We start from the raw sequence: 25605 nt of genomic DNA, 5'->3' as shown, positions 1-25605 counted from the left end.
GTTTTTTTGCTATACGCAATAGGCTGTAGGCAATAGGCTTAAAGCTTAATGCTTACTGCTTAAAGCTTTTTAATAATCTGCTAAAGTTGAAACGTTTTGAGCTAAAGCACTTGCTAATTGATCATTATTTGGTGCTTTACCGTGCCAAGCATGTGTGTGCATCATAAAATCTACACCATTACCCATTTCTGTATGCAATAAGATACAAACGGGTTTTCCTTTTCCTGTTCTTGATTTTGCATCAGTCAATCCAGCGATAATAGCATCGATGTTATTTCCTTCTTTAATTTCTAAAACATCCCAGTCAAAAGCTTCAAATTTAGCGCGGATACTTCCCATTGGCAAAACTTCATCTGTAGTTCCGTCAATTTGTTTACCGTTAAGGTCGATTGTTGCAATAATATTGTCTACTTTTTTAGCAGAAGCGTACATGATAGCTTCCCAGTTTTGACCTTCTTGTAACTCACCATCTCCGTGTAGACTATATACTATGTGATTGTCTTTGTTTAATTTTTTAGCTTGAGCTGCTCCCAAAGCTACAGATAAACCTTGTCCTAATGAACCAGACGCAATGCGAACTCCAGGTAAACCTTCGTGAGTTGTTGGGTGCCCTTGTAAGCGAGAATCTAATAATCTGAATGTAGCTAATTCTGAAACTGGAAAGTAACCACTGCGTGCTAGAACGCTATAAAAGACAGGAGAAATGTGTCCGTTTGAAAGGAAAAATAAATCTTCTCCAATTCCATTCATATCAAAACCTTCTTTGCGGTCCATTATGTTTTGATATAATGTTACCAAAAATTCAGTACAACCTAATGAACCACCTGGGTGTCCAGAGTTTACAGCATGTACCATTCTAAGAATATCTCTTCTTACTTGGATCGTTAAATCGCTTAATTGTTGTGTGTTAGGCTTCATTTTATATGTAAAAGTTAAACTGGAGCAAAAGTAAACGTTATTTTGTGGGCAGACAAATGATTTTTTGCTTTAGTTTTATTCCAATTGTTAAATTTTGCTCTTTTTTTTACATTATGAGAAAAAATATAACGGATATTTTGCTTTTCAGTTTTTTATAAGTGTGTTTTTTACAATTTTAAAATGAGAAATAAAAAAATCTTGCGTTTTGCAAGATTTTTTTATTTGATTTTAGGTGAGATTATTCTGTGTCACCTTCGCTGTAATAATTGTTTTCTTCGTCTTCAGAACCTATTTCTTCTTGCTGATTGTCTAATTCGGCGCCTGGAATGTCTAAATCATTTCCGATTTTGTCACTGTTTTGTTTCCATTCGTTATTGTTCTTATTAATAATGCGCTCGCTTGAAATTTCCTCAAGATCAATGTCTTCTAGTTTGTTGCCTTGATTGTAAATGTCTTCATTTGCTGGATAATCCAGGTTTTCAAGATTTCTTTCAATTTGATCGTCCTTGATTTGGTCTAATTTTTCTTCAGAATTTATCATGATTTTAAAATTTTAGTTCTTGATATTGTTTATTTATCTAAAATTACAAAATAAAAATGGCTTACGGTTATATTTTATTAGGCTGATATTCTAGTTTTTACATTCAATTGTTTCTGATTTGAAATGCTCTTGGTTATTTGTATTAGGGATAGAATTAGTATCCTTTTAAGATTTATATTTTATTGATTAAAAATGAATGTTCTTGAGGCAAAGATATGGCTGGTGCCCTCCCGATAGTTATCGGGGTTAGGAATGCCCAGATAAAATTAAATTTCAAATGTGAAAACGGAAGTTCTAAAACATAGAATCATATATTAAGAAAATATTAGCTAATTTTCTACTTGACAAATTACCTAATTCATAAAATTTCCCTGAAATTAAACTATCTTTGCCGACTGAAAAACGAATTTATGAAGTTTGATTTATTACAAAAAGATCCGCAGTCTAAAGCAAGAGCGGGGAGTATTACTACAGATCATGGAGTTATAGAAACTCCTATTTTTATGCCAGTTGGTACTGTTGCTTCTGTAAAAGGAGTGCATCAGCGTGAGCTTAAGGAAGAGATTAATCCAGATATTATTCTTGGAAATACCTATCATTTGTATCTGCGTCCGCAGACAGAAATTTTAGAAAAAGCTGGAGGTCTTCATAAATTCATGAACTGGGATCGTAATATTTTGACTGATTCTGGAGGATATCAGGTATATTCTCTTTCTTCAAACAGAAAAATTAAGGAAGAAGGAGTAAAGTTTAAGTCTCATATTGACGGTTCTTATCACTTTTTTACACCAGAAAATGTAATGGAAATTCAGCGTACAATTGGTGCTGATATTATCATGGCTTTTGATGAATGTACACCTTATCCTTGCGATTACCGTTATGCACAGCGTTCTATGCACATGACACATCGTTGGTTGGATCGTTGCATTAATCATTTAGAAAAAGTACCTTATAAATACGGTTACGAACAGACGTTTTTCCCTATTGTACAGGGAAGTACTTATAAAGACCTTCGTCGTCAGTCGGCGGAGTATATTGCAAATGCAGGTCAGCAAGGAAATGCAATTGGCGGACTTTCGGTTGGTGAACCAGCTGAAGAGATGTATGCAATGACCGAAGTGGTTTGCGAAATTCTTCCTGAAGACAAACCTCGTTATTTAATGGGGGTTGGAACTCCAATTAATATTTTAGAAAATATTGCGTTAGGTATTGATATGTTCGATTGCGTTATGCCGACTCGTAATGCGAGAAACGGAATGTTGTTTACAGCAAACGGAACAATCAATATTAAAAATAAAAAGTGGGAAGCTGATTTTTCTCCAATTGATGAAATGGGACACACTTTTGTTGATACAGAATATACAAAAGCCTATTTACGCCATTTGTTTGCTGCTAATGAATATTTAGGAAAGCAAATTGCTACCATTCATAATCTTGGTTTCTATATGTGGTTGGTTCGTGAAGCTAGAAAACATATATTAGCCGGAGATTTTAGACCATGGAAAGAAATGATGGTTAAAAATATGAGTCAGCGTCTTTAAGAGTTTTAAGTTTCAAGTTTCAGGTTCTCTACAGGACGAACTACAACTTGAAACCTGAAACTAAAAAAACTTGAAACAATAAAACTATATGCTTTCAATAATAGATAAATACATTTTAAAAAGATATCTGGGAACTTTCTCTGTGATGTTGCTTTTATTTGCACCAATCGGAATCGTAATTGACGTTTCCGAAAAAGTAAATAAAATGCTCGAAAACAAGATTCCGTTTGGCGATATTGCATTCTATTATTACAATTTTACAATTTACTTCATTAATTCGCTGTTTCCTATATTCTTGTTTTTGTCGGTAATTTGGTTTACTTCAAAACTGGCAAACAATACAGAAATTATTGCGATTTTAAGTTCCGGAATTTCATTTACACGTTTCTTGCGACCTTATATTATAGGTGCAACAATTGTTTCGCTTTTTGTATTGCTAATGGGATTTTTTATTGTTCCTGCAGCGAGTGAAGGCTATAATAATTTCAGATATACTTATCTGAAAGGAAATGGAAAAGAACTCATGCGAGGTGAAAACACCAATGTTTACAGACAAATTAACGATCACGATTTTATTTTTGTGAACAGTTTTAATGAAGAAACTAAAACGGCTTTCAACTTTTCTTTGGAACATTTCGAAAAAGAAAAATTGACTTATAAAATCACTGCAAGCCGTATAAAATGGGATCCTAAAAAGAAGATTTATGTTTTATACGATTATACTAAAAGAACAGTAGGGGAATTAAACGATGTAATTGAAAAATTTCCTGAAAGAAATGTTGCTTTTAAATTTGAATTGGCCGATTTAACGCCTGTAGTTTATATTGCAGAAACATTGACTTTGGGCAAATTGATAGATTTTATTGAAAAAGAAAGAAAAAGAGGTTCGGGAAACATTAATACCTATTTGGTTGTTCTTTACAAAAAATATAGTATTCCTGTTTCAGCATTTATTCTGACCATTATTGCGGTTTCAGTTTCTTCTATGAAACGCCGTGGAGGAATGGGAATGAACCTTGCTATTGGAATTGCCATCGCGTTTTCTTTCGTATTCTTTGATAAAATCTTTGGTACACTTGCCGAAAAATCTACATTCTCACCTTTATTAGCTGTTTGGTTCCCGAATATTGTTTTCGGAATTTTAGCAGTTTACTTATTACGCAATGCGAAACGATAATTTAAAAAGTTATTTAAATCTTCACTTAATTGTTTTTATCTGGGGTTTTACAGCCATTTTAGGCGCTTTAATTACCATTGATGCCGATAATCTGGTTTGGTACAGAATGTTGATCGCCATGGTTTTTCTTGGCGGATTTATTGCATTTAAAAAACAGTCTTTTCAAGTCCCGATAAAAGAACTTTTCAAATTGATTTTTGTTGGATTACTAATTGCGCTTCATTGGATTTTCTTTTTTAAAGCAATTCATGTTTCCAATGTTTCAATTACACTTTCCATATTTTCTTTGGGAGCTTTTTTTGCCTCCTTATTAGAACCATTATTTTACGGAAGAAAAGTGCTTTGGTATGAGGTTCTCTTCGGACTTGTAATAATTGCCGGTTTAGGATTGATTCTTCAGGTTGAAATAAAATACCTTGAAGGTGTTTATTATGCTTTGGCTGCGATTATTTTAGGTGTTTTGTTTACTTTGATGAATGGGAAATTAATTTCAGATCATGAACCTTCAGTTATTACTTTCTATGAGTTTGGAGCGGGCGTTTTCTTTATTACAATTTATTTTTTATTTCAAGGAAAATTCACAGCAGATTTCTTTCAAATGTCTTTAAATAACTGGGTTTTATTATTGGTTTTAGCTTCAATCTGTACGGCGTACGCGTTTACTGCTTCGGTAAAAGTAATGCAGCGATTGACACCTTATACCGTGATGTTAACCACTAATTTAGAGCCAGTTTACGGGATAGTGTTGGCTTATTTTATTTTGGGAGGAAAAGAAAAAATGAGTGTCGAATTTTATATTGGAGCTGTTATAATAATCATAACAGTTATTCTAAATGGCATATTCAAGCATTATCAGAACAAGAAAGAAAACTTGTAATAGTTTACTTATTTTTAAATTGCATTTTTATACTTTAAATAACAATTAACTTCGCCAATGATATAATATTTTTATATTTGCGGTTCGATTTAAAAACAAAATTCAAAAATCCATGGAATATTTAGATTTTGAGCTTCCAATTAAAGAACTTGAAGAACAGTTAGAAAAGTGCGTTATTATTGGGAAAGAATCTGACGTTGACGTAACGCCAACGTGCAAGGAAATCAACAAAAAATTAGTAGAGACTAAAAAAGAAATATATAAAAACCTTACGGCTTGGCAGAGAGTGCAATTGTCAAGACATCCAAATAGACCATATACTTTAGATTACATTAGAGCAATCTGTGGAGAGACTTTCTTAGAACTTCATGGAGACAGAGGTTTTAAAGATGACAAAGCAATGGTTGGTGGTCTTGGTAAAATAAACGGACAATCGTTTATGATTATCGGTCAACAAAAAGGTTTTAATACAAAAACACGTCAATACCGTAATTTTGGTATGGCTAATCCAGAAGGATACCGTAAAGCTTTGCGTTTGATGAAGATGGCAGAAAAATTCGGGATTCCAGTTCTTACTTTAGTAGATACTCCGGGTGCATATCCAGGACTTGAAGCTGAGGAAAGAGGACAAGGAGAGGCTATTGCTAGAAATATCTTCGAAATGGTTCGTTTGCAAGTGCCAATCATTACTATTATTGTAGGTGAAGGTGCTTCTGGTGGAGCTTTAGGAATTGGTGTTGGAGACCGTGTTTATATGTTAGAAAACACTTGGTACTCTGTAATTTCTCCAGAATCTTGCTCTTCTATTTTATGGAAAAGCTGGGAGTATAAAGAGCGTGCAGCGGAAGCTTTAAAGCTGACTTCTTCTGATATGAAAAAACAAAAACTTGTTGATGATGTAATTCCAGAACCACTAGGAGGAGCACATTATGACAGAGAAACTACTTTTAAAACAGTAGCGGAATATATTACAAAAGGATATAACGAATTGAAAGACTTATCAACAGCCGATTTAATTGCCCAAAGAATGGACAAATACAGCAATATGGGCGAGTTTAAAGAGTAAATTCATAAAATAGAATTAAAAATCCGAAGCCCTGCGGTTTCGGATTTTTTTTTGGTTATGAACAGGTCGGTATTATTTATAAACAATTAATTAGTTATAACTAGATAGCAGATTTTTTTTAAATTTTGCTACTTTCGCTATATGGAAAATTTCAAAAATGTAAACCCTGTCAAGGTCGATAAAACCACAATCATCAATCTAGAAAAAGGTAAGCTTCCTCCGCAAGTAATTGACTTGGAAGAGGCTGTGCTTGGTGCGATGATGATTGATAAGAAAGGGGTAGATGATGTAATTGATATTTTACAGCCAGATGCTTTTTATAAAGACGCACACAAACATATTTTTGAAGCAATTTTGCAGCTTTTTACAGAAACTCAGCCAATCGATTTGCTGACGGTTTCTACACAGTTAAAGAAAAACGGAAAGCTAGATTTGGCTGGAGGAGATTTTTATTTAATTCAGCTTACGCAAAAAATTGCTTCTTCTGCCCACATCGAATTCCACTCACGTATTATTCTTCAAAAATTTATTCAAAGAAGTTTGATTCGAATTTCATCTGAAATTATCGAAGAATCGTATGACGAGACAACAGACGTATTCGATTTGCTGGACAAAGCAGAATCTAAATTGTATGAAGTAACGCAAGGAAACATCAAACGTAGTTCTGAAACAGCTCAAAGTTTGGTTCTTCAAGCAAAGAAACGTATTGAAGAAATTGCTGGTAAAGAAGGATTGAGTGGTGTTGCAACTGGATTTGAGAAACTAGATGAAGTTACTTCTGGATGGCAGCCTTCGGATTTGATCATTATTGCGGCTCGTCCTGGTATGGGTAAAACGGCTTTCGTCCTTTCGATGGCGAGAAACGTAAGTATTCAGTTTGGGCATGCCGTTGCGATTTTCTCTCTGGAGATGGCATCGGTTCAGTTGATTACGAGGCTTATTTCTTCTGAAACAGGATTGTCTTCAGAAAAATTAAGGACTGGTAAGCTAGAAAAACACGAATGGGAGCAATTAAGTACGAAAGTAAAAAACTTAGAAAAAGCACCATTATTTATTGATGATACGCCTTCGCTTTCGATATTCGATTTACGTGCAAAATGCCGTCGTTTGGCTTCTCAGCACGGAATCAAATTGATTATTATTGACTACTTGCAGTTAATGACTGCAGGAGGAAGCGGAAAAGGAGGAGGAAACCGTGAGCAGGAGATCTCGACAATTTCCCGAAACTTAAAGGCATTGGCAAAAGAGCTAAACGTTCCGGTAATTGCACTTTCTCAGTTATCGCGTGCCGTTGAAACCCGTGGATCTAGTAAACGACCACTTCTTTCGGATCTTCGTGAATCTGGAGCTATTGAGCAGGATGCCGATATCGTATCGTTTATCTATCGTCCTGAATATTATAAAATTGAAGAGTGGGATGATGATGAAGCTTCTTCTACACAGGGTCAGGCAGAGTTTATTATAGCCAAGCACCGTAATGGTGGTTTGGAGAATATTCGTCTGAAATTCTTAGGACATTTGGGTAAGTTTGATAACCTTGAAGAATTTACTGGAGGTTACGATGATTTGCCATCTAAAATGAACCATGATGATAACCCTTTCCTAACAAAAAATTTACCATCTGCTAATGAAGCCTTCGGAAGTAATTTAAATGATGACGATGATGATAGCGATGTTCCATTCTAAAAAATCAAAAAGCCTTAATTTTTAAGGCTTTTTTTATGTTTGAATGTTAATTTTCTAATAAAAATCAGTAGTTTAGCTAAACCAATTATAAACTATTAAAGTTTTTTTTTAATTATTAACCAATAACAAATTTTAAATTATGAATGAAGAATTAAGTTTAGAAAATATTGAGATTTCTTTGTCTGAGGGAATTAAATGGGCAGATAAGTATCGTAAAGATACTGGGATTGAAGAAGGTAAAAGAAAAAAAGTTGACGGATTTTTGATACCGGTTGAAACACTAAGAATGGTATTGGATCAGGATATTCAAGCTGTGCGTGCTTACAATGGAATCAATAATGAGGGAGAACAAACTCTAATATTTGTTGGAGCAAAATGGGATCCTGAAAAGAAAATTTATGTTGATGTTTTCAGAAATGATGGATTATTAACTGGTGGAGATGTTGTTTATGATGGTGCTCGTCCAGTTCCTCCTTACGGTGATCCTGAGAGTCCATTAAACCCATAAAAATGTTTGATTTTTTTATATACTTAGGCTATTTCGTTTTATCTATAGACCTAATTTTATATACATATAGCTTTTTTCGAAAGAAAAAAGCTAATGTTTTTTTTGTCAGTTACCTCGCGTTTTCTTTTATAATGCAGTTTTCAATGGAAGTGATGTATCATTTTAGAATGAATAATTTATTTCTAGTGAATATTTTTATTATTGGACAAATGATTTTATTAGGGTTATTTTATAATTCTATTTTTAAATTAAAAAGTCAAAAGAAATTCGTACTGATTAGTATTGTCGCAGCATTATTAATACTCGCGGTTCAATTTATAATAGATTGGAATCAATTTTTACGTTTCAATTTGTTCGAAATAACTCTGACTTCTCTACTAGTTGTAATTTTTGCCTTAATTCATTTTTATAACATGCTTACAGAAAGCAAAGAATACTATTATATTAGTATTGCTGTAGTGTTCTATCTGTTGACTAGCACAGTGTTGTTTTTAATTGGTAATTTAACCCACAACCTAAGCAAAGAGTTTAAGTTTTTGAGTTGGCAGTTAAATTCTATTTTGCTAGTTATGTATTATGGTTTTATTTTGTATGATTGGAAAAAGAATTTATCAAAAGATGTTGCTAATTAATGTTGTTATATAAAGATGGGTGTACATGCGTTGCCAGAAAAAGAGATTGTTGCAATTATTTTGTATATCTCTATGTTTCTAATGATTCTAGCAGTTGTATTAATCGTATTTTTTTATTTTTCTAGAAAAAAAATCATTCAAAAAGAATTAGAGAAAATAGATTTAATACTTCAATATCAAAAAGAACAATTACATGCCATTATTGTAACACAGGAAGAAGAGCGTAAAAGAATTGCGCAAGATTTGCATGATGATATTAGTTCAAAATTAAATATTGTTTCCTTAAACAGCCATTTGCTTACAGCGCCAAACTTAACTGAAGCTGAAACTGCAGAAATTACAGAAAATATAATTGCTTTGACAACAAAGGCATTGGATAATTCTAGAAAAATTGCGCACAATTTATTGCCGCCAGTTTTTGAAAAATTTGGATTGAATGCCGGCATAGAGGAGTTATGTGAAGAGTTTGAAAGCAGCAAATCGGTAAAAACACATTATAAAAACGAAATTGATTTTGACGAGAAAGAAATAGACAGGCATTTGCATGTTTTTAGAATTCTGCAAGAACTCATGAATAATTCAATCCGTCATGGAAAAGCATCAGAAGTATGGATTTCTTTTACAGATAAAGATGGAATTAACACTTGTTATTATGAAGATAACGGTGTTGGTTTTGATAGTTCAAATGCTGAAAATCAAAAAGGTCTGGGAATGAAAAATATTGACAGCCGAATATCATTTTTGGAAGGGACAATAGAAATTAGTTCTAAAATTAATAACGGAATTAATGTGAGTTTTACCTTCTAAGCATAATTTAACTATTTTATTAAGGTTTTTGGTCAATAAAACAAGGTATTTAGATTTTTTCTAAATCATATTTTGTAATTTCGATAAACCAAATAAACGACCAAAATCAAATAAGATGAATTCTGTTATTAAAATTGCTCTAGTTGATGATGAAATTTTGTTTCGAAAAGGAATTTCTTTTTTACTACAGAGGGAAGAAAATATAGACGTTATTTTTGAAGCCTCAAACGGAGAAGAGCTTATTTCTCAACTAAGCGAGAGAGAAATCAAACCCGATATAATAATAATGGACTTAAAGATGCCAGTTTTAAACGGAGTCGAGGCCACTAAAATTATTAAAAAACTCTTTCCTGATATTAAGATTATTGCATTGACCAGTTATGATACAAAATCTTTTATCGCAAATATGATTCAAGTTGGCGCTGTGGCGTACTTAATTAAAAATACGACTCCAAAAGATCTAATTCATACAATTAGCGAAGTAGCAAAAAAAGGGTTTTATTATAATGAGAATGTTTTAAAAACAATTCAAGAAACAATAGTATCTCCTAAAAATTCAAGAGGGGGGTTAGAGACTAATTTTCTTTCGCCTCGTGAAATTGAAATTTTGCAATTAATTTGCCAGCAGAAAACTACTGCGGAGATTGCAGAACATCTTTTTTTGAGCCCAAGAACTATAGAAGGACATAGAAACAACTTATTGCTTAAAACAGAATCAAGAAATATAGCTGGTTTGGTTGTTTATGCTATTCAAAATGAATTAGCAGTTTTAACGATTTAAATTATGCTGTCAAAAATTGAATTGACAATACATAATACAATATGATTGTTATCACAAGAACACATAAACCTATTTTCTGAATCATATTTAAACCCTTTTGTTGGTTGTTACTTTCATTAAACTTCATAGTGGTTAATTTTTTACAGCGATTAGTTCTGTGAACTTGGGACAACAAATTTATAGAGAAAATTCTATCAAAGTACAGGTATTTTTACCTGTTTTTTTATCGTTGAAAGTCATCTTTTTTTCGAGCTTTCTTATTTAACATTCTATTGTGTCAGAAAAGGTTGTAAGCGTTCTTTTTTTCTTGCGGCCTTTTATATCTTTACTAAAATAATTTTCTGATGAATAAGAGTTTACTCTACCTTTTTATACTACTAGCAGGATTTAATGCTAGAGCTTCGTTTATCTTACTTCCGATGGACGAAACAACACAGCAAAATCATTTAAAAGCTTACGGAATTACCTATTGGTGTTTAAGTAGAGATTATAAAGCAAGTTGGCTTTTAAATTATCGTGGAGGTTCTTTTTTACTTCCTGATGCTGATGAAATTAGAAAAGAGTGTAAGATAAGAGGAGTTAGTTTTGAAGTTATCTCAGATAGCGAACAAACATCTATTTTAAATGAAATTTCGAGTCCTTCCCAGAATATGGAATCAGTTATTTTGGAAAAAGCGCCAAAAATTGCCGTTTATACTCCAAAAGGAAAACAGCCATGGGATGATGCTGTGACTTTGGTTTTAACGTATGCCGAAATTCCTTTTACTCCAATTTATGATGAAGAAGTTTTAAGTGATCAGCTATTAATGTACGATTGGCTTCATTTGCATCACGAAGATTTTACAGGACAGTATGGAAAATTTTATGCAGCGTATAAAAATACACCTTGGTATATTGATCAAAAAAAGGATGCAGAAGCTCTGGCGGCCAAATTAGGATATGGAAAAGTATCTCAAGAAAAAGGAGCGGTTGCCAAAAAAATTAGAGATTTTGTAATTGGCGGAGGTTTTATGTTTGCCATGTGCTCTGCAACAGATAGTTTTGATATTGCACTTGCTGCCGATGGTGTCGATATTTGCGAAACCATGTTTGACGGAGATCCGAGTGAATCTAATTACCAGTCAAAATTAAATTATAACAATTCTTTTGCTTTCAAAAATTTCACTTTAGAAAGAAGACCAGAAGTTTACGAGTTTTCAGATATCGATATGACGACGAAAAGGCGTATTGTAATGGAGAAAGATTATTTTACATTAATGGAATTTTCAGCAAAATGGGATCCAATTCCGAGTATGTTGTGTCAGAACCATACACAATTAGTGAAAGGTTTTATGGGACAAACAACTTCATTTGATACCTCATTGATCAAATCAAATATTTTGATTATGGGTACGTGCGAACTAAACGGTGAGTCTAGATATATTCATGGAGAAAAAGGCAAAGGAATGTTTACTTTTTTTGGCGGACATGATCCAGAAGATTTTCAGCATCAGGTTGGAGATCCGCCAACGGTTTTAGATTTACATCCTAATTCGCCAGGTTATAGATTGATTTTGAATAATGTTTTGTTTCCTGCCGCTAGAAAAAAGAAACTTAAAACGTAAATTAGTTTAAAGAAAACTCAAACCAAATCGGAATATGGTCAGATATTTTTCTGGCGCTTTGTAAAGAATCAAAATCTTCGTAAAATTTAACAATGCCAGAATTGATGATTTTTAGGTTTGATGTTTTATAAAAAATATTGTCAAACTCAGAGGCAAGACAAATATTGTTTTTGCATTTATGTTTAAGAGTCGTTTTTTGGTTTTTGAATATAGAGTTATACCCCATTTTTTTTAAAGGATTAAAAACAGAGTGTTTTTCGGGACAGTTAAAGTCGCCTAAAAAAACGAGATTTAAAGAGGGGTGTTCGTTTGGTAAAAACTTGAAATATTTGATTTCAGTTTCAGGTTGCTTCTTTTGTGTTATCGCGTGAAAATTGACAAGAGTAACAGTTTTTCTGTCGATCTCAAATGTGGCAAAATAGGGCTCACGATCAATTTCTACACTAAATTTCCTCTCTAGCCAAGGTTTGTTTTTTAATTTGACTTTGCGGGTTTTCCAAATAAATGCATAACGCTCGGTTTTGTAACTGCTGCTAGAAGTTGGATCGCTTATTGTGTAGTCCCACTTATTTCCTTTTTGATTAAGTAATTCTGCAAGCTTTGCAACAGTTTGTGCGCCTCCATTTCCTGCAACAACTTCTTGAATTGCAATTATATCGTAATTGGAAACTGTTTTTGCAACGTAATTTAGATGGGTGTCTGTTTTGGATTTTCCAAAGTTTTCAATATTCCATGATACTACTTTGGTTTGCGCAAAAGATAAAAATGTAAATAATAATAAGACTAGACTGAGCGTTTTTTTCATGTACAATTAATGAAGCTAAGATATGAATCTTCCCTTCCAGCAATAATTAAGCCCTTCTTAAAATTAATTAATGTTTTTTATATCTATTTTTTAACGCAGTCCCAATAATTATAATTTGCAATACTAATAATGCTGGAATAAATATTATTTTCCAATCAATTTCAAGCCAGCCTGTTCTTTCAGAAATAACAGCAAAACTTAGAGATAAAAAAAGGCAGAGTAACATTGTTTTCATAATAATTTTATTTTGAGTAGTATTAATTTTAGAGAATATAATACTCGCTTTACTTTTTGGTTTCATCGGTTAATTGATAGAGTATCACAAATATAGCAGTATCAGATGTGCAATCCTTACGGGAAACCGTAAAGAGTTGTAGAAATTACACCAATCCGAAATCTTTTGCAATTGCGATCAAATGCACATTATTGTTAGCTTTAAAATAAATTTTTAGTTTATTGATTCTTTTTTCTATACTGCTTGTTCCGTTAGGAGTTATAGATAAATCTTTAAACTCTTTTGAAATACTCTCTAGAATATATCCTTGCGATAAAAGTTTTAAGATGGAAATATCATACGATTCAATTTCGATTAAGGACTTATCGTTAAAACTAAAAGACAAATCAGAAGAAAGTATTTTTTCTTCATTATTAAATGTACTTTCAATAGCATTTCTTAGTTCTGAAATACTATTTCTTCCTTTAGATACATAAGCATTAATACCTAGTTCGTTAAAAAGTGTTTTAATTCTATAACTTTTATCTTCTATAGAAAAAACTATTTTTTTTAGATTTGGTTGCACTTTATTTATGGCATCAATAAGTTCATCGCCACTATTTAAGCTTACTTTTCTGTGATCTGATTTAAATGATAAATCTGTAATCAATAAATCATAAGGTTCTTTATCAGCCAGTGCTTTTTTAATTTTAAGCAAACCTTCATCGCAATATTTCACGTGGTTAATTACAGGAACTTTAAGCTCTTCAAGTACTTGAACAACTGCAATGCTGATACTATCTAAATCTTCGGCAACTAAAACTTTTTTAAACATATATTGGGTTATATAGGAAATTTGAAACTTATTTTAAAACCACTTTCTGAATTTGCATCAAAATTAAATGTTCCTTTTATTGTTTCAATACGGTTTTCCACATTTTGTAGTCTTTTTTCTAAAATACCGTATTTTTGCTTGATTTTATGGCCATTATCAGAGTATAGTATTACAATATTTTCTTCTTCTTTTTTAAATATTAAACTCATTAATGTAGCATCGTTCAGTGTTTTCATTTGATTGAGAGTTTCCTGGATAGCACGAAAAAGAACAATTTTTTTTACTCGATCCATTTTATTCCATAAAATAGTATTTACTCCATTTATTATGATGTTCAAATTTGGATTGGTATATCCTGAAATCATTTCTTTAAGAACTTTTTCGAAATTTTCATCGGTAAGTATTTCGCTGTTTTCTCTAGATATGTTTCTTGTTGTTGAATAGATATTGTTTAAATGAGAAAGGAGTTTTTCTTTGTTTTCTTCTTTTTCTAAATCGCTTTTTGCTGTAAACTGCAAGATTTTGTCAATATCTTTTTCAAGTTCAAACTGCAATTTTTCAGTAATGCGCATTTCATTCTTAAAAATTTCACTGGTTCTTTCTCTTCTTCCTTTTTTGGTTATATAAAAAGCTATAAAAATTAATGATAGAAGACTGACAGAAATTATGACATAAGAGATATAGCTTCTGTTTTTGTGCCTTTGAAGCAGTAATTCATTTTCTGTTTTTTGATTTTTTAGTTCTAAATTTTCTTCTTTATCTTTCTTTGAATTATAAATAATATCGGCAAATTGATTTTTTGCTTTTTTTCTGGCAGTCATGAGACTATCCGTTTTTCTTATATAAATTTTCAAATGTTTTTTTAAACTTTCAGTATTGTCAATATTTTCATCATTTTCAGCTTTGATCAAATAACCTAACATGTTAATCTCGTAGAGTTTAGAATTTGATTTTTTGGCATAATAATAAGCTTTCTCAATATTGTTTTTTTTGAGTTCAGGATTATTGTATTTTTTGTAATATTTATAAAAGGCATAATAGCAGGTAATTAGTTCGTAGTCATCATTTAAAGTAAGAGCTACTTTTAGACTTTCATTAAAGCAATCAAAGGCTTCTTGCTTGTGACCTCCGAGATAGAGGTAGGAAAGCCCCAAATTATATAGTTTAGCGGTACGTTGATAACCTGTATTTGAAGGAGTAATTTTGTCCTCGATATTCAGCCAGGCTATCGGTTCTAGTAAATCTATAGCCTCCTGATATTTTCCTTGTTCCATATAAACAAAGGCAATTTCAGATATTATACGTGATTTTCTAAATGTGGAGAAGGCCTTTTTTAATGCTTTTTTGTGATAATACAATGCTTTTTCATAGTCATAAGTAGAATGATAGTTATAAGCCATAAATGTATAAGCATTAACGGCATACTTTACATTAGTTGTCTTGTCTAAGTATGGAAAGGCTTTTACGAGTGTATTTTCTACTTCATAATAATCGCCATATCTTTGTAAAATTTCAGCAATATAGTTTAGTGATTCCACATAATAATCGGCATAATTCTCTTTTGGTTCACATAATAATTGAGTTTTATTAAAATAAAAATAAGCACTGTCGCCTTTTCCAGCGTCCCAAAAAGCATGTGCCTTTTCCAATGTTTGTTTTATTTCTGGCAAACGATCGGGTTTGGTATAACTTAAAGGTGATTTTTTAGTGTCCGAAGATTGTATAGAAAGAAAGGCAATAAAAATAGCACAACAGATTAGCAAACAATAAAGAATGTGTTTTTTTTGAAAAAAGTAAAGCAAATCTCTAATCATTATAATGGAAATTTAATTAAAACCTTAAAACCTTGACTTTGGTTTAAAGAAACATTAAAAGTGCCTTTTATCAATTTTAGACGGTTTTCAATATTAGCAAATCTTTCGTTTAAATTATTTTGATCGTGAATTTCGCTACTATTGTCAGCGTACGTTATTATAATTTCTTCTTCATCCATTTTAAATGTTATACTTGCAAGAGAGAAATTATTGCGAGTTTTTACTTGATTGAAAATTTCCTGAATAACGCGAAAAACAGTAATTTTTTTTGCACGATCAATTTTGGACCAAGAAAACGTACTTAAACCATTTGTGATGATGTTTAATTTAGAGCTTGAATACCCGGAAATCATCTCTTTAAGAACTTTTTCGAAATTTTCATCGGTAAGTATTTCGCTGTTTTCTCTGGATAAGTTTCTTGTCTTTGAATAAATATTGTTTAGATGAGATAGAAACTTTTCTTTATTATCATATCCTAGATTATTTTCTTTTGCGAAAGAAAGAGTTTCATAAATGTCGTATGAGAGTTCAGTGTGAAGTTTTCTAGCTATTTGGGCTTCACTTGTATATACAGCATCTATTTTTTCTCTTCGCCCTTTTGAAATTAAATAATAAAATAAAAACAGTAATGTTGTAAGACTGAAAGCAATAATGACGTATAAGATAAAATTTCTGTTTCTTTCTCTTTCTAATTGAAGTTCGTTTTCAATTTTATCTGTTTTTAGCTGTAAATTTTCGTCTTTATCTTTTTTGGAAAGATATTTCATGTTTGAAAATTGATTTTTTGCACGCCTCCTTCCTTCAGTAATGCTATCAATTATTTTAATGTAATCATGCGAATATTTTTTGAGCTCATTTCCTTCACTTGTTCTTATTAGTTGGGCTAGAGAGTTTGCTCTGTTTCTAGCTGATTTTACTAAGAAAGCTTGTTCATATGATTTTTTTGCATAGATAAGTGCAAGCTTGGGATTGCTTTCTTGATGAAACTCTGAGAGTAAGCGATAAGTATAATCTAGTGAATACTCATTATTTACTTTGATGCCAATTTTTAAACTTTCCTCATAATACTTAATTGCATTAGGTTGTTTTAGCTTAAAATAACAATATCCAAGGTTTAAAAGAACATCGGCATGAAATTGATTGCTATATCGAGGCCACTTTTTAAATATTATTTTTTCTGACGTTAATGGCTTCAGAATTTCGACAGCTGTTTTATATTTTTTTTGAGCTATGAAAACTGTGGCTATATCGTTTAAAATTACTGCCTTTTTGTATGATGTTGCTGGCTGTTTTAGTGCCTTTTTGTGATATAATAGTGCGTTTTCAAAATCATAAGTGTTATAATAATTGTATGCCATGTATGAATATACATTACGGGCATATATTGGTTCTTTTATTTTGCTTAAATAAGGGAGAGTTCTTGTTAGTAATTCTTCGCTCGTGGCATAATCACTGTCAATAGTAAGAATGTCGGCAATAGAAGAAAGTATATAAACGTATTGAACATGGTCTACATCTGGATTGGACAGAGCCAGTGCTTTGTTATAATAAAGTAGTGAACTGTCAATTTTGTTATGGTCATAAAATGTATCTGCTTTAGCTACAAATTTTTCGATTTCAGCAGAATATTTCTTTTGCCGTATTTTTTGAGTTGTTTTAGTTTCGCATGCATGCATTAAAAATATAATTCCAAAAAATAGGAGGAACATTTTTAATTTATAAAAAAGTATAAATGGAAAAGTTGTTTGCATTTTTAAGATGGAAATTTAAATGTAGCTTTGAACCCTTTATTTGGTAAAGAATCAAATGAAATTTCTCCTCTTATTTTCGTAATACGACTTTCAATGTTGTGTAGTCCATTCTTAAAAGTTATTTTTTTAGCATCAATGCCTTTTCCGTTATCATTATAGTTTACAATAATATATTTCTCTACTTTTTTAAAACTGATACTTACTAATGTTGCATTGCTATGTTTTTTCATGTTCACAAGTAACTCCTGAAGTATTCGGTAAATCGCTTCTTTCTTATTTTGGTCGATAGCATCCCACGAAACTATATTGAGGCCATTGAGCATAAGATTTATATCTGGAGTACTAAATTCAGAGATCATTTGTTTTAAGTGTAAAACGTAATTTTGATCAGTAGAAATTGGATTGTTTTCTTTCGAAATGTCTCTTGTTCTTGTGTAAATTGCATCTAGATTGCGCATCAATTGATCTTTATTTTCTGCAATCGAAAGATTTTTATTTTCCGTAAATGCAATCGTGTGATAAATGTCATTAGCTAATTCATCATGTAATTTTTTAGCAATTCGAGTTTCACTTCTATATGTTGCTTCAATTTTTTCTTTATTAACTTTTGATGTTAAATAATAGTATATAATAAAAATGATGATAACACTTAAAATAATAATAAGATAGGAGATTATATTTTTGTTTTTTTGTTTTTCTATTTGAAGTTCTTTTTGCGCTTTTTGAGTTCTAAGTTTTAAGTTCTCTTCTTTTTCACTTTTTGAATCATATTTGATCTTTGCAAATTTATTTTTAGCTCTTTGTCTAACCTCAAAAGCACTGTCAACCAAGGCAACATACAATAAAGAATTCTTCTTTAGCTCCGACCCATTACTGTTTTTTATAATTAATGCTAAAGCGTTAAGACGGTCCTCCATAGAGTTGGCTTTTGTATAACTTTCATAACTCAACTGAGCATGTTTTTTGGCTAGAACATAATTTTTGGTCTCATCATAATATTTTGCAATATGGAAATTGCTAGTGCCAATTCCTGAAATATTTTTGAGCCCTTTTCTAATTTCTAAGGCATGATTCAGATACTGAATTCCTTTCGGATCATTCATCTTGTTATAACACAGACCAATATTGTCTATATTTTTTGCATTGTATTCTGGCTTCTGTTGCAGTTCTTTTTGAGTGGATAAACGTAAAAAAATCTGTAAGGCCTCATCATATTTTTGCTGTTCTAATAAAACAGTTGCAATATTACTTTTAGTTAATGATTTTCTAGATTCATCTACTTTAAGACCCAATGCTTTATTATAATAGAGCAAAGCATCATTAAGATTATAAGTTCGAAGATAGTTAGTTCCTAAAGTTGTATAAATATTCCAAACATTTGTTTGATCCTTTATTGACTTTAAATAAGGAATTGCATCGGTTATTGTAGTTTCACTTCCAATATGGTCTCCATGATTAAGTTGGATATCTGCCATATGGTTAAGAATGTTTGCATAATTATCAGGGTCTTTTTTGGGATCACAAAGTAATTTTGCTTTGTTATAGTAAAAAAAGGAACTATCGCTATTATTATAGTTTTGGTAAAAAACCGCAGCTTTGTCTATATTTTTTTTGAATTTCTAACTTGTTATTTAGCTCTTTTAAATTATCGTTGTTGTCTTTCTGACAAGAAAAAAGCACTAATAAAAGGGAGGCAATAGAGGTTATTAATTGTATTCTTTTTGGTATCATGCGCCAAAAATAAAAAATCTGAATTCCTGTAAAAGAGTATAAATACCTGTTTTTGCAAAAAATGTATTTTTTTTATTTTCTAGTATTCATTTACAATGATATACAAATAAACCCTCAGAGTGAGGGTTGTTAAAATTTTAAAATGTTGTAAAACTTATCTTTATAAAACTTAAATAGCTCTCATTCCAGTTGTAATTCCTATTCTATTCCAAGCATTAATTGTGATAATCGCTAGAATGATTTCAGCAAGGTATTTTTCATCAAATAATTGGGCTGCCTTTTGATAAACTTCTTCAGAAACATGATTGCTTATTAAAGTAATTTCTTCGGTCAAAGCTAGTATTGCTTTTTCTTCTTCAGAATAAAAATCGGCTTCGCGCCATGCACTTAATAAGTATATGCGCTCTTCTGTAACCCCTAGTTTTCTGGCATCGGCAGTATGCATTTTTATGCAATAGGCACAGCCGTTAATTTGCGATGCTCTAATTTTGATTAATTCTTTGTGAACTGGAGTTAAAGATGTTGAAGCAATATATTTTTCTAAGCCTAACATGGCCTGATAAGCTTCGGGAGCAACTTGTGGGATAACAATTCTTGGTTTCATTTTTATATGTTTTAAAAGTTCATTACAAAGGTCAGTAATGGATACTCTTAAAAACTTGAACTACTTCAAGAAATTCAAATCAGACTTTTCCAGCTCGTATTTTACTCATAAATTCTGCAGAGAAATCTAAATAGGAGGCAAGCATATACTGGGGAACGCGTTGAACAAATTCTGGGAAATGGTCGTTAAAGTGATGGTATCTTTCTTCGGCTGACATTGTAAATAAGAATTTAATTCGCATTTGCATGGCACCGAAACTTTTTTGAGTGACGATTCTAAAATACCTTTCAAGATTCGGAATTTCAATTAGTAAGGATTCTAAAACGTTTTTATCAATTGCAATAACTTCTGAGTTTTCGACTGCCTGCAAATAAAAGCTTGAAGGTATGTGATTGTGATAGCTCAAATAATCAGTAATCCACCAATTTTCAATGCCAAATTGAAGTGTTTGTTCCGTGCCTTTAGAATTGATGATATATTGTCTCATACAGCCTTTAACAACAAAATACATTGTATTGCAGATTTGGCCTTCTTCTAAAATGTGTTCTTTCTTTTTTATTTTCGAAAGTTCTAGACATGATTCTAGTTTATCAATATCTGAAGGTTCAAGAGTAATGAATTTTTTAATATGAAGGATAAGTGAGTTTTGCATTACTTTGAAATTTATATATTTTAATTGTAGAAATTGATATCAAAGTTACTATTTACTTTTATGCCATTACTAACCGCAGCAGTCCAGTCTGCATGTTTAATAAATGCGTTGATTTGGTCTGCTATCAAATTGTAAAACTTTTCATTTTGCGGATTCTTAAATTCAATCTTTACAGTAATGTTGGATATTGAATTGTCTTTATTAATTGTAAATTTAGTTTTGGCAAAAAAATCTCTTTTTTCATTGCTTTGAATAAAATTTTTAGGCAATGCAAACGAAGAGAAAAAATCTTTTTGAATTTGAATCTTTTGCTCGAGGAAGTCTCGAGCTTTTGGATATATCATGCAGTAATAATCTACTCCATAAGGATATTCAAAAGGTATGTGTATTCTACTCATCACATACAAACTGTCAGCAGTCTTTTCAATGTTTTTAATGAAGTTTCGACCATATTTTACATTCAACAATTCATTAGATGCTTTGCAGTAGCAATTTGTTACTAAAGGGTATTTATTCGCACTATCTGAACTCCAAATTGGTGAGAACTCGGGTTCAAAAGATTCAGAATAAGCAATTCCCTTTTCTTTAAGTAAATTTATTAAATAAGGATAATGTCTATTGTAGTTGCTGTCAAGAGATCCTTCGGGAATAATATTACAAAGGACTTCTCTAGATTTAAAATCAAATTGTGCTCTCCTAATTTCCGAGAGACAGCCAGCATCACGTTTGTCAATTATACCAACGATTGTTTGCACGGAGTTTTTATCCAAATTACTCTCTTGGGCTTTTGTCCAAAGTATTTGTGTAAGGAATAAGAATACAAAGAGTTTTTTCATTTCTTTATTGTGTTCGGATCGAAAGATAATAAAAACAAAAAAGCCATTCGAATAAACGAATGGCTTTTTTTATAATAAGTAAGTAATCTTAAATTGAGTTTATAAAACGTTTATTTTACTTTATTAAGAATAGCTTTGAAAGCTTCTGGGTGGTTCATAGCTAAATCTGCAAGAACTTTACGGTTCAATTCGATTCCGTTAGCTTTAACTTTCCCCATGAATTGAGAATAAGACATTCCTTCTAATCTAGCTCCAGCGTTGATACGTTGAATCCATAATGAACGGAAATTTCTTTTGTTTTGTTTTCTATCGCGGTAAGCGTAGCTCATCGCTTTCTCTACTGCATTCTTAGCAACTGTCCAAACGTTTTTACGTCTTCCAAAGAAACCTTTGGCTTGCTTCATTATTTTTTTTCTTCTTGCTCTTTTAGCAACTGAATTTACCGATCTTGGCATAATTTTAATGTGTTTTTGTAGCAGGCGTCCTGAATTGAATCAAAGGAACTTAAAGCCATACTCCAAGGTTATATAAATAATTTTTTAACCTAAAGAAAATCTTTAGTCAAATATCGAAAGCCTGATGTCGAAAGAAAATTACTTTTGACTTTAAGACTTTCCAACTTTAGACTTATTAGATAATTCTTAATTGTTGTTTAATGCTTCTCATATCTGTTTGGTGAACTAGCGCTGAGTGAGTCAAAGCTAATTTACGTTTTTTAGATTTTTTAGTCAAGATGTGACTTTTAAAAGCATGCTTTCTTTTAATTTTTCCAGAGCCAGTAACTTTAAAACGTTTCTTAGCGCTAGATTTTGTTTTCATTTTAGGCATTTTTCCTAGTGTTTTAATTTATTCTTACTTACTTATATTTTCAAAAGCTTTAGGCAGTAGGCTTTAAGCTCTAGGCAAATGTTTGAATTTTTGCTTAAAGCTTAAGGCTTACTGTAAAGCAAATAATTATTTTTTCTTTTTAGGAGCAATGAACATAATCATTCTCTTTCCTTCCAAAACAGGCATAGCTTCAACTTTACCATGTTCCTCTAAATCTTGAGCAAGACGTAATAATAAAATCTGACCTTGATCTTTATAAATGATAGAACGTCCTTTGAAGAAAACGAAAGCTTTTAATTTAGCTCCTTCTTTTAAGAATTTTTCAGCGTTCTTTCTTTTAAATTCATAATCATGCTCGTCAGTTTGAGGACCAAATCGAATTTCCTTTACAACAACCTGAGAAGACTTGGCTTTTAATGCCTTATCTCTTTTCTTTTGTTCGTAAACAAATTTCTTGTAATCCATGATTTTACAAACCGGCGGTTCTGCATTTGGCGAGATTTCAACTAAATCCAATTCAAATTGGTCAGCTAAACGTAGCGCATCGGCGATTTTAAAAACCCCTGGTTCAATGTTTTCACCTACAAGACGTACTTCAGGAACACGAATAAGATTGTTTATTCTGTGCGCATCTTTTTTCTCTACTCGAGGTTGAAAACCTCTGTTACTTTTTATTGCTATGACTTTCTAATTTAAGTTAAACTGTAAATACTTTTAATGTCTTTTTTATTTCTTCGTCTACAATCGAAGCAAATTCTTCGATAGAAACTGTGATATTTCCTTTTCCTTCTTGACCGTGGCGGCGAATAGAAATCGTACCGTTTTTCTCTTCTTCCTCACCAACGATAAGCATAAATGGGATTTTCTGCATTTCTGCATCTCTAATTTTCTTACCGATAGTTTCGTTTCGGTTGTCAATTAGGGCGCGAATTTCGTGATTTTCTAGCAAATCTAAAACTTTTTTAGCATAATTTTCGTATTTCTCGCTCAAAGACAAGATAATAGCCTGCTCAGGCATTAGCCAAAGTGGGAAATTTCCTGCTGTATGTTCAAGTAAAATTGCTATAAAACGTTCCATAGATCCAAAAGGAGCTCTGTGAATCATAACAGGGCGATGTAATTCATTATCAGCACCTTTGTATGTCAATTCAAAACGTTCAGGTAAATTATAATCCACCTGAATAGTTCCTAACTGCCATTGTCTTCCTAAGGCATCTTTTACCATGAAATCAAGTTTTGGTCCGTAAAACGCTGCTTCGCCATATTCTACAACAGTATTAAGACCTTTGTCTTTTGCGGCGTTAATGATGGCGCTTTCGGCTTTTTCCCAGTTTTCATCAGTACCAATATATTTATCTCTATTCTCCTGATCTCTCAATGAAATTTGAGCAGTAAAGTTTTCAAAGCCTAATGAACCAAATACGTACAATACAAGGTCAATTACTTTTTTGAATTCTTCGTCCAATTGCTCTGGAGTACAGAAAATATGCGCATCATCCTGAGTAAATCCTCTAACGCGAGTTAAACCATGTAATTCGCCAGATTGCTCGTATCTGTAAACAGTTCCAAATTCAGCATAACGCTTAGGTAAATCTTTATATGACCAAGGTCTTACATTGTAAATTTCGCAGTGGTGAGGGCAGTTCATTGGTTTCAATAAAAACTCTTCACCTTCTGCTGGCGTATGAATTGGCTGAAAACTGTCGGCTCCATATTTTGCATAGTGACCAGAAGTAACATAAAGCTCCTTTTGACCAATATGCGGACTAACTACTTGTTCGTATCCAGCTTTCTTCTGGGCTCTCTTTAAAAATTGCTCTAAACGATCTCTAAGCGCAGCACCTTTTGGTAGCCATAACGGCAAACCTTGACCGACCTTTTGAGAGAAAGCAAACAATTCAAGTTCTTTTCCTAACTTACGGTGATCGCGACGTTTTGCTTCCTCAAGAAGTTCAAGATACTCCGTTAAATCTTTTTGTTTAGGAAACGAAGTTCCATAAACGCGAGTTAACTGTTTGTTTTTCTCGTCACCTCTCCAGTAAGCGCCAGCAACGCTCATGATTTTTACAGCTTTGATAATTCCTGTATTCGGAATATGTCCACCACGGCATAAATCAGTAAAAGTTGCATGATCACAGAAAGTAATAGTCCCGTCTTCAAGATTTGAAATCAATTCAGTCTTGTAAACGTTGTCTTTATACATTTCTAAAGCTTCCGCTTTAGTTACAGGACGCATTTTAAAGTCAAATTTTCCTCTTGCGATTTCAAGAATACGATCTTCGATCTTTTTGAAATCAGCTTCAGAAATTTTCTGATCTTCAAAATCCACATCATAATAAAAACCGTTGGCAATTGCAGGTCCTAGAGTTAATTTAATTCCAGGGTACAATTCCTCAAGAGCCTGAGCCATTACGTGCGAAGTCGAATGCCAGAAAGCTTTTTTACCTTCCGCATCATTCCAAGTATATAAAATAAGATTACCGTCGGTCGTTAATGGAGTCTCGGTTTCAATAGTTGTACCATTAAAAGATGCAGAAATAACATTTCTTGCAAAACCTTCGCTAATGTTTTTAGCGACCTCCATTGGAGTTACGCCCGAAGCGAACTCTCTAATTGACCCATCGGGTAAAGTAATCTTGATCATTGTTTATAATTTTGTGAATGCAAATATACATGATTACAAAAATACATACAATATATATGTAGAAGTTTACTTTATTATATATAGTATAGTTTTTACTCATTATTATATATAAGGGTAATTCTCGTTCTTATCCCGACAGGTTTTTAAAACCTGTTGGGTTTGTTTTTATTATATGTGTATAGATGTATAATAAGATTAATCAAATTCCAATTTCCCGTAGAGACGCACTGCAGTGCGTCTTATGTTTGTATAATAAGGAGAAAGCCTCGACTGCCGGTCTGAGCGGAGCGAAGCGCATCGAGTTTTGGAATTTGGAATTTGGAATATTGGAGTTTTAATATTAATTAGGAGCTATTCCCGCTATGCGCTTCAATCTTTTGGGCCGAACCCCGGCCCAAAAAGGATTTCCGCTCCTATCGGGGCTATGGGATGCGGTTTCCAGAAGAAAGATAAGGGCAGGCTTAGCGCCTTTGCGAGATTAGAAATGGCGGAAAAGAAGCTTTGAGGCTTGAAATCTTTTCAGGAAAGAGATGGAAAAGCTGAAAATTCTGCAGAATGGGGAAGCGGGAAGCGCCAAAAAATATCAAAAACAAGGTTGTATTCAGAAAAACCCCACATAAAGCTAAAAAATCCTGAAATGTAAACTGTCCGTTGCCAGACAGTTAGGAAATAATCAAAAAAAAGATCAAAAAAAGCTGGGCAAAAGCATTGGAAAAGCGGAAAAAGGTTCTACTTTTGCACCCGCAACAGCGA

The 25605-nt window shown here is 32.3% G+C and carries 25 protein-coding genes; 10 read left to right on the top strand and 15 right to left on the bottom strand.

What is annotated here, in order from left to right; translation table 11 throughout:
* Positions 1-69 precede the first annotated feature (69 nt).
* Both RB618_RS22035 and RB618_RS22030 read right to left on the bottom strand, forming a co-directional pair.
* Positions 70-918: a transketolase gene (locus RB618_RS22035; RefSeq protein WP_308070787.1), complete on the bottom strand. Its 849-nt coding sequence runs from the start codon at positions 916-918 to the stop codon at positions 70-72.
* A gap of 238 nt (positions 919-1156) precedes the next feature.
* Positions 1157-1459 carry a hypothetical protein gene (locus RB618_RS22030; protein ID WP_308070786.1) on the bottom strand — a complete coding sequence of 101 codons (303 nt, stop codon included), beginning with the start codon at positions 1457-1459 and terminating at the stop codon, positions 1157-1159.
* A gap of 410 nt (positions 1460-1869) precedes the next feature.
* Between RB618_RS22030 and tgt the strand changes: the two genes are divergently transcribed.
* The 10 genes from tgt (at position 1870) to RB618_RS21980 (ending at position 12138) form a co-directional block, all read left to right on the top strand.
* Positions 1870-3000 carry a tRNA guanosine(34) transglycosylase Tgt gene (gene tgt, locus RB618_RS22025; RefSeq protein WP_109190358.1) on the top strand — a complete coding sequence of 377 codons (1131 nt, stop codon included), beginning with the start codon at positions 1870-1872 and terminating at the stop codon, positions 2998-3000.
* A gap of 88 nt (positions 3001-3088) precedes the next feature.
* Positions 3089-4177 (top strand): LptF/LptG family permease, encoded by a 1089-nt coding sequence (locus RB618_RS22020; RefSeq protein ID WP_308070784.1) that lies wholly within the window; start codon positions 3089-3091, stop codon positions 4175-4177.
* Complete coding sequence (locus RB618_RS22015) at positions 4164-5054, top strand: DMT family transporter (RefSeq protein ID WP_308070783.1); 891 nt, start codon at positions 4164-4166, stop codon at positions 5052-5054. The genes RB618_RS22020 and RB618_RS22015 overlap by 14 nt, the downstream gene beginning before the upstream one ends.
* 112 nt (positions 5055-5166) lie before the next feature.
* Positions 5167-6120: an acetyl-CoA carboxylase carboxyltransferase subunit alpha gene (locus RB618_RS22010; RefSeq protein ID WP_308070782.1), complete on the top strand. Its 954-nt coding sequence runs from the start codon at positions 5167-5169 to the stop codon at positions 6118-6120.
* 141 nt (positions 6121-6261) lie between these two features.
* Positions 6262-7806: a replicative DNA helicase gene (gene dnaB / locus RB618_RS22005; RefSeq protein ID WP_308070781.1), complete on the top strand. Its 1545-nt coding sequence runs from the start codon at positions 6262-6264 to the stop codon at positions 7804-7806.
* A 139-nt stretch (positions 7807-7945) separates the two neighbouring features.
* Positions 7946-8314, top strand: a complete 369-nt coding sequence (locus RB618_RS22000; RefSeq protein ID WP_308070780.1) for a hypothetical protein — start codon at positions 7946-7948, stop codon at positions 8312-8314.
* A gap of 143 nt (positions 8315-8457) precedes the next feature.
* Positions 8458-8946, top strand: a complete 489-nt coding sequence (locus RB618_RS21995) for a hypothetical protein (RefSeq protein ID WP_308070779.1) — start codon at positions 8458-8460, stop codon at positions 8944-8946.
* A gap of 15 nt (positions 8947-8961) precedes the next feature.
* On the top strand, positions 8962-9753 hold the full coding sequence (locus RB618_RS21990) for an ATP-binding protein (protein WP_308070778.1): 792 nt from the start codon (positions 8962-8964) through the stop codon (positions 9751-9753).
* Positions 9754-9868: 115 nt separating this feature from the next.
* Positions 9869-10534: a response regulator transcription factor gene (locus RB618_RS21985; protein WP_308070777.1), complete on the top strand. Its 666-nt coding sequence runs from the start codon at positions 9869-9871 to the stop codon at positions 10532-10534.
* 344 nt (positions 10535-10878) lie between these two features.
* Positions 10879-12138 carry an asparagine synthetase B gene (locus RB618_RS21980; RefSeq protein WP_308070776.1) on the top strand — a complete coding sequence of 420 codons (1260 nt, stop codon included), beginning with the start codon at positions 10879-10881 and terminating at the stop codon, positions 12136-12138.
* 1 nt (position 12139) lies between these two features.
* Here RB618_RS21980 and RB618_RS21975 read toward each other — a convergent pair whose 3' ends face one another.
* From RB618_RS21975 to thrS, 13 genes are all read right to left on the bottom strand, one after another.
* Positions 12140-12943 (bottom strand): endonuclease/exonuclease/phosphatase family protein, encoded by an 804-nt coding sequence (locus RB618_RS21975; protein WP_308070775.1) that lies wholly within the window; start codon positions 12941-12943, stop codon positions 12140-12142.
* Between the two features lie 67 nt (positions 12944-13010).
* The gene (locus RB618_RS21970) at positions 13011-13178 is read right to left on the bottom strand and encodes a hypothetical protein (protein ID WP_308070774.1); all 168 of its coding nucleotides are present in this window, start codon (positions 13176-13178) and stop codon (positions 13011-13013) included.
* Positions 13179-13323: 145 nt separating this feature from the next.
* Positions 13324-13992, bottom strand: a complete 669-nt coding sequence (locus RB618_RS21965) for a response regulator (RefSeq protein WP_308070773.1) — start codon at positions 13990-13992, stop codon at positions 13324-13326.
* Positions 13993-14000: 8 nt separating this feature from the next.
* Positions 14001-15806 (bottom strand): hypothetical protein, encoded by a 1806-nt coding sequence (locus tag RB618_RS21960; protein ID WP_308070771.1) that lies wholly within the window; start codon positions 15804-15806, stop codon positions 14001-14003.
* Positions 15806-17557: an ATP-binding protein gene (locus RB618_RS21955; RefSeq protein ID WP_308070770.1), complete on the bottom strand. Its 1752-nt coding sequence runs from the start codon at positions 17555-17557 to the stop codon at positions 15806-15808. The genes RB618_RS21960 and RB618_RS21955 overlap by 1 nt, the downstream gene beginning before the upstream one ends.
* A 2-nt stretch (positions 17558-17559) precedes the next feature.
* On the bottom strand, positions 17560-19032 hold the full coding sequence (locus RB618_RS21950) for an ATP-binding protein (RefSeq protein WP_308070769.1): 1473 nt from the start codon (positions 19030-19032) through the stop codon (positions 17560-17562).
* Positions 19033-19457: 425 nt separating this feature from the next.
* Positions 19458-19892: a carboxymuconolactone decarboxylase family protein gene (locus RB618_RS21945; protein WP_308070768.1), complete on the bottom strand. Its 435-nt coding sequence runs from the start codon at positions 19890-19892 to the stop codon at positions 19458-19460.
* A gap of 79 nt (positions 19893-19971) precedes the next feature.
* A complete protein-coding gene (locus tag RB618_RS21940) occupies positions 19972-20544 on the bottom strand; it encodes a Crp/Fnr family transcriptional regulator (protein ID WP_308070767.1) in 573 nt (190 codons plus the stop codon).
* 20 nt (positions 20545-20564) lie between these two features.
* Positions 20565-21380 (bottom strand): hypothetical protein, encoded by an 816-nt coding sequence (locus RB618_RS21935; protein ID WP_308070766.1) that lies wholly within the window; start codon positions 21378-21380, stop codon positions 20565-20567.
* A 110-nt stretch (positions 21381-21490) separates the two neighbouring features.
* Positions 21491-21835 (bottom strand): 50S ribosomal protein L20, encoded by a 345-nt coding sequence (gene rplT / locus RB618_RS21930; protein WP_008464948.1) that lies wholly within the window; start codon positions 21833-21835, stop codon positions 21491-21493.
* 175 nt (positions 21836-22010) lie between these two features.
* A complete protein-coding gene (rpmI, locus tag RB618_RS21925; protein WP_008464950.1) occupies positions 22011-22208 on the bottom strand; it encodes a 50S ribosomal protein L35 in 198 nt (65 codons plus the stop codon).
* Positions 22209-22334: 126 nt separating this feature from the next.
* On the bottom strand, positions 22335-22889 hold the full coding sequence (infC, locus tag RB618_RS21920) for a translation initiation factor IF-3 (RefSeq protein ID WP_095931668.1): 555 nt from the start codon (positions 22887-22889) through the stop codon (positions 22335-22337).
* A 16-nt stretch (positions 22890-22905) separates the two neighbouring features.
* Positions 22906-24852, bottom strand: coding sequence for a threonine--tRNA ligase (gene thrS / locus RB618_RS21915; protein WP_308070765.1), 1947 nt, complete (start codon positions 24850-24852; stop codon positions 22906-22908).
* Between the last annotated feature and the right edge of the window lie 753 nt (positions 24853-25605).

It is taken from the genome of Flavobacterium sp. LHD-85 (assembly GCF_030929595.1).
In the GTDB taxonomy this organism is placed as follows: Bacteria; Bacteroidota; Bacteroidia; order Flavobacteriales; family Flavobacteriaceae; genus Flavobacterium.
Note: the sequence above shows the minus strand (reverse complement) of the source record. Positions and strands in the feature narration are given on the sequence as shown.